Consider the following 4,425-nt stretch of genomic DNA (forward strand, 5'->3'; position numbering starts at 1 on the left):
GTTGTCGACGTCGGTGGCGGCGACCAGCGCGGCGCCGCGCAGCCGGGGCACGCCGTCCAGCGCGGCCACCGCGGCGAGGGCCGCCCCGCCGTACGGCAGGGCCCGGCCGGCCTCGTCCAGCGGGGTGACCCCGAGCGGGATGAGCATCCCGGCGCCGCCGTCGTTGGTGGCCGAGCCGCCCAGCCCGACCACCACGGTTCGCGCACCCGCCTCGACCGCCGCGGTGACCAGTAGGCCCAGCCCGTAGGAGGCGGTCGCCTTCGGGTCCCGCTCGGTAGCGGAGAGGAGGTGCAGCCCGCACGCCTGGGCGCTCTCCAGGTACGCCACGCCGTCGTCGGTGAGCAGGATCTCACCGGCGGCGGGCCGGCCGAGCGGGTCGACGGTGGGCACCGGCAGCAGCCGGCCGCCGAGCGCCTCGGCGAGCACGGCGACGAACCCGGGTCCGCCGTCGGCCAGCGGCCGGATCAGCAGCTCGTCGGCGGGAGCGACCTCCCGCCAGCCCTCGGCCACCGCGGCGGCCACCTCCTGGGCCGGCAGCGTGCCAGCGAACTTGTCCGGGCAGAGCAGCACGCGCATGCCGAGCAGTGTGGCAGGCCACATCCGTGGCGGCTGCGCGGCCGTCCCGCTGTGGGACCATGGACGGCGTGACTTCGACCTGGGTTGAGCCCTCCAACACCGCCACTGCGCTGCTGCTCCTCGGCCGCGGCAGCGATCCCGCCACCGAGCGTGGCGTGGAGTGTCCGGGTGACCTCCCCGCGCCGAGCGACCCGGACCTGGTGGCCCGGGCGGCCGCGGCGAAGGCCGCGCTCGGCACGAAGGTCTTCGTGCTGGGCCACCACTACCAGCGCGACGAGGTGATCCAGTTCGCCGACGTGACCGGCGACTCGTTCAAGCTGGCCCGGGAGGCGGCGGCCCGCCCCGACGCGGAGTACATCGTCTTCTGCGGCGTGCACTTCATGGCCGAGAGCGCCGACATCCTCACCTCGGACCGCCAGAAGGTCATCCTGCCCGACCTAGCCGCCGGCTGCTCGATGGCCGACATGGCGGTGCTGTCGCAGGTCGAGACCGCCTGGGACGTGCTGACCGAGCTGGGCATCGCCGCGGACACCGTCCCGGTCACGTACATGAACTCCTCGGCGGACATCAAGGGCTTCGTCGGCCGGCACGGCGGTGTGGTCTGCACCTCGTCCAACGCGAAGCGGGCGCTGGACTGGGCGTTCGAGCAGGGGCAGAAGGTGCTCTTCCTCCCCGACCAGCACCTGGGTCGCAACACGGCCGTCCTAGAGATGGGTTTGTCGCTGGACGACTGCGTGCTCTACGACCCGCACAAGCCGAACGGCGGGCTCACCCCGGAGCAGCTGCGCGACGCCAAGATGATCCTCTGGCGCGGGCACTGCTCGGTGCACGGCCGCTTCACGCTGGACAGCGTCAACGACGTGCGCGAGCGCGTGCCGGGGGTCAACGTGCTCGTCCACCCGGAGTGCCGGCACGAGGTGGTCACCGCCGCCGACCAGGTGGGCTCCACGGAATACATCATCAAAACCATCGAGGCGGCCCCCGCCGGCTCGGCGTGGGCCGTCGGCACCGAGCTGAACCTGGTCCGCCGGCTGGCGCTGGCCCACCCGGACAAGCAGATCATGTTCCTCGACCGGGCGGTCTGCTACTGCTCGACGATGAACCGGATCGACCTGCCGCACCTGGTCTGGGCCCTCGAAGAGCTGGTCGCCGGCCGGGTGGTGAACCAGATCACCGTGGACCCGGACACCGCCGGACACGCCCGGGCCGCGCTGGACCAGATGCTCGCCCTCCCGGGCGCCTGATCACCCTCGGTCACATCACTGGTACGGAAACGCGTCGGAATCCCCGGTTCGTGCCCTCGCTGGTGATGTGACCGATTCCATTTGCGTCACGGAGGGCTATGCTGCCGGGGCGACGACACACGCGGTCGGTTTTCACCGGGCCGCCTTCCGGGTAGCGATGCAGATCGTGGGCCCCACTCATCTACACGGCAGCACCAACGCGCTGGAGGTTGCGTTGACCGACGACGTCCTGGTCGTACACGGAGGCACTCCGCTCGAAGGGCGGATCCGCGTGCGCGGCGCGAAGAACCTCGTGTCCAAGGCGATGGTCGCCGCCCTGCTGGGCGACACCCCCAGCCGGCTGTTCGACGTGCCGCGGATCCGGGACGTGGAGGTCGTCCGCGGGCTGCTCGGCCTGCACGGCGTCAAGGTCACCGACGGCGAGGAGGACGGCGAGCTGGTCTTCGACCCGTCCAACGTCGAGAGCGCCAGCACCGACCAGATCAACGTGCACGCTGGTTCCAGCCGCATCCCGATCCTGTTCTGCGGCCCGCTGCTGCACCGGCTCGGCCACGCCTTCATCCCGGACCTGGGCGGCTGCCACATCGGCCCGCGCCCGATCGACTTCCACCTCCAGGCGCTGCGCGAGTTCGGCGCGACGGTGGACAAGACCCCGGAGGGGCTGCACCTGTCGGCGCCGAACGGGCTGCACGGCACCAAGTTCGCCCTGCCGTACCCGAGCGTGGGCGCCACCGAGCAGGTGCTGCTCACGGCGGTGATGGCCGAGGGCGTCACCGAGCTGCGCAACGCGGCGGTCGAGCCCGAGATCATCGACCTGATCTGCGTGCTGCAGAAGATGGGCGCGATCATCAAGGTCCACACCGACCGGGTGATCGAGATCCAGGGCGTGAAGCGGCTCAGCGGCTACACCCACCGGCCGATCCCGGACCGGATCGAGGCGGCGAGCTGGGCGGCGGCCGCGCTGGCCACCCGGGGGCACGTCGAGGTGCTGGGCGCCCAGCAGGCCGACATGATGACCTTCCTGAACATCTTCCGCTCGGTCGGCGGCGAGTACGAGGTGACCGACATGCGCCCGCCGCGCGCCGGCCGGCCGGGCCAGGAGGGCGGCATCCGCTTCTGGCACCCGGGCGGTGAGTTGAACGCGGTGGCGCTGGAGACCGACGTGCACCCGGGCTTCATGACCGACTGGCAGCAGCCGCTCGTGGTGGCGCTCACCCAGGCCCGTGGCCTGTCGATCGTGCACGAGACGGTCTACGAGCAGCGGCTCGGCTACACCGAGGCGCTGAACACGATGGGCGCCAACATCCAGGTCTACCGGGACTGCCTGGGCGGCACCCCGTGCCGGTTCGGCCGGCGCAACTTCAAGCACTCCGCGGTGATCGCCGGCCCGAGCAAGCTGCACGCGGCCGACCTGGTCATCCCGGACCTGCGGGCCGGTTTCAGCCACCTGATCGCGGCGCTGGCCGCCGAGGGCACCTCCCGGGTGTACGGCGTCGACCTGATCAACCGGGGCTACGAGGACTTCGAGGCCAAGCTGGCGGATCTGGGCGCGCACGTCGAGCGTCCGTGACGTCACACCGCTCCTTCCGCTGCGACAACTCCCCCTCGACGCGTCTTACGCCGCGCCGCGACCTGGCGCCGTCGGCCCGGTGCACCCGCGATGTGCACCGGGCGCGGCTGTTTGGCTACCCTTGCCCACGTGCCGTCGCTGTTTCGCCGTAAGCCCACCGACCTGGTCGAGGATTCCGTCACCCCGGTGACGACCGACGAGGCGCCCGCCGCCGCCCAGTCCCGGGGTCACACCCCGAGCAAGAAGGACCTCGGGCGGACCACCCCGAAGCGGCCGACCGCCGGCCGCCGCCCGGCCGCCCCGGCCCGCCCCCTCACCAAGGAGGAGGCCCGGGAGCAGCGCCGCCTGGCGCGCGCCGAGTCGGCGGCCGAGTTCCGGCGCGAGGGCGGCCCGCGCGACCGGGGCCCCGAGCGGCTGCTGGCCCGCAACGTGGTCGACTCCCGGCGGACGGTGGGCACCTGGTTCTTCGGCGGCGCGCTGATCGTGCTTGTCGGCTCCAACCAGGCCATGCCGCCGATCGTCCGGCTGCTGTCGAACGTGCTCTGGGGCGCCCTGGCGCTCGGCGTGGTGATCGACTCGGTGCTGATCTCGCGGAAGATCAAGAAGCTGGTCCGCGAGCGCTACCCGAAGAGCACCGAGCGGCTCGGCTCGCTCTACTTCTACGCGATCATGCGGTCGATCACCTTCCGCAAGATGCGTGCCCCGGCGCCGCGGGTGAACATCGGCGACAAGATCTGACCGGGTCGGCCCGGACTCCGAGAACCCCAGCTCGGCGCGTCTGACGCCCGCCGCGACCTGGAGCGCCCTCGCCGGCCCCTTCCCGCTCCGGCGGAGAGGGGCCGGTGTCGTCGTCAGGCCACCCCGAGCAGGCGCAGCAGCGCGGTGGTGCCCGCCGCCGCGACCACGACCAGCACGAAGGGCGCCCGCCGCCCGGCGAGCAGCAGGCCGACCAGCACCCCCGCGGGCCGGGCGTAGCCGGCGAAGCCGCCGGCCTCGGTCAGCGCCGCGGTGGCGGCGAGGGCAGCCAGCAGCGCG

General features: G+C 72.5%; 4 protein-coding genes and 1 pseudogene. 3 read left to right on the plus strand and 2 right to left on the minus strand.

Translation table 11 applies throughout. The features are described 5' to 3' along the window. Window positions 1-600, minus strand: a 600-nt coding sequence (locus B0E53_RS33375; RefSeq protein ID WP_210406316.1) for a glycerate kinase, incomplete at its 3' end; no start/stop codon positions are given. Window positions 601-644: 44 nt separating this feature from the next. On the opposite strand from B0E53_RS33375, the gene nadA reads away from it, so the two are divergent. From nadA to B0E53_RS33390, 3 genes are all read left to right on the plus strand, one after another. Then, window positions 645-1,820, plus strand: coding sequence for a quinolinate synthase NadA (gene nadA, locus B0E53_RS33380; RefSeq protein ID WP_107079583.1), 1,176 nt, complete (start codon window positions 645-647; stop codon window positions 1,818-1,820). A 214-nt stretch (window positions 1,821-2,034) separates the two neighbouring features. Next, window positions 2,035-3,390: a UDP-N-acetylglucosamine 1-carboxyvinyltransferase gene (gene murA / locus B0E53_RS33385; protein ID WP_107079584.1), complete on the plus strand. Its 1,356-nt coding sequence runs from the start codon at window positions 2,035-2,037 to the stop codon at window positions 3,388-3,390. A 90-nt stretch (window positions 3,391-3,480) separates the two neighbouring features. Then, window positions 3,481-4,128, plus strand: a complete 648-nt coding sequence (locus B0E53_RS33390; protein WP_168215473.1) for a DUF3043 domain-containing protein — start codon at window positions 3,481-3,483, stop codon at window positions 4,126-4,128. Between the two features lie 113 nt (window positions 4,129-4,241). Here the strand turns inward: B0E53_RS33390 and B0E53_RS33395 are convergent. Next, window positions 4,242-4,425: pseudogene (locus B0E53_RS33395) on the minus strand (AzlD domain-containing protein); the annotation flags it as partial.

It is taken from the genome of Micromonospora sp. MH33 (assembly GCF_003013775.1).
GTDB classification, from domain to species: Bacteria; Actinomycetota; Actinomycetes; order Mycobacteriales; family Micromonosporaceae; genus Micromonospora; species Micromonospora fulviviridis.